The 627-nt window shown below is 48.8% G+C and carries 1 protein-coding gene; it reads right to left on the reverse strand.

Going from position 1 to position 627, the window contains the following annotated elements; genetic code table 11:
• On the reverse strand, positions 1–627 hold a 627-nt coding region (locus R7Z50_RS28590), incomplete at both ends, for a cytochrome c-type biogenesis CcmF C-terminal domain-containing protein (protein ID WP_318149892.1).

The following is a 627-nucleotide window of genomic DNA, read 5'->3' on the forward strand; positions in this document are numbered from 1 at the left end:
CTTTATCACGAAGACCCGAGAAGTAGAAATCATAACCTTCGATTTGGAAGTGTTCACCTGGCGCTAAACGCACATCACGCTCAATGCTGTAGTTTTGTACCATAGCGATACCAATGATCGTCACAGCAAGACCGATATGACCAAACATCATCGCCCAGTGGCTACGTTGAAGCTTACGAACACCTTCAACAAAACTGTGACGGTGCGTCGCACGCTCATGCAATTCGAACGCATGCATTGCCACGATCCAAATCGACATAACCCAGCCGATGTACGCCATCACTGAGAAGAAATCAGCAAATAGGAATACACAAACCGCCGCCAACGCCAGAGACACAGTGCCCGACACAAGCATAGGCTTCACAATCGAAGATAACTGGTCACGCTTCCAACGGATAAGAGGACCGATACCTAGCAAGAAGGCAAACGGCATCATCAGCCATGCGAATAGCATATCGAAGAATGGGGCACCGATAGAAACCGAGCCCAAACCGAGTTGCTTGTGAACCAATGGCAACAACGTACCAACTAAGACAACGACAAGTGCAGCAATCAGCAAGACGTTATTGGCCAGAAGTGCGTTTTCCCGCGACACTAAATCAAAGTTACCACGAACACGTACCGCCG

The sequence above is a fragment of the Vibrio sp. 1249-1 genome (assembly GCF_033340495.1).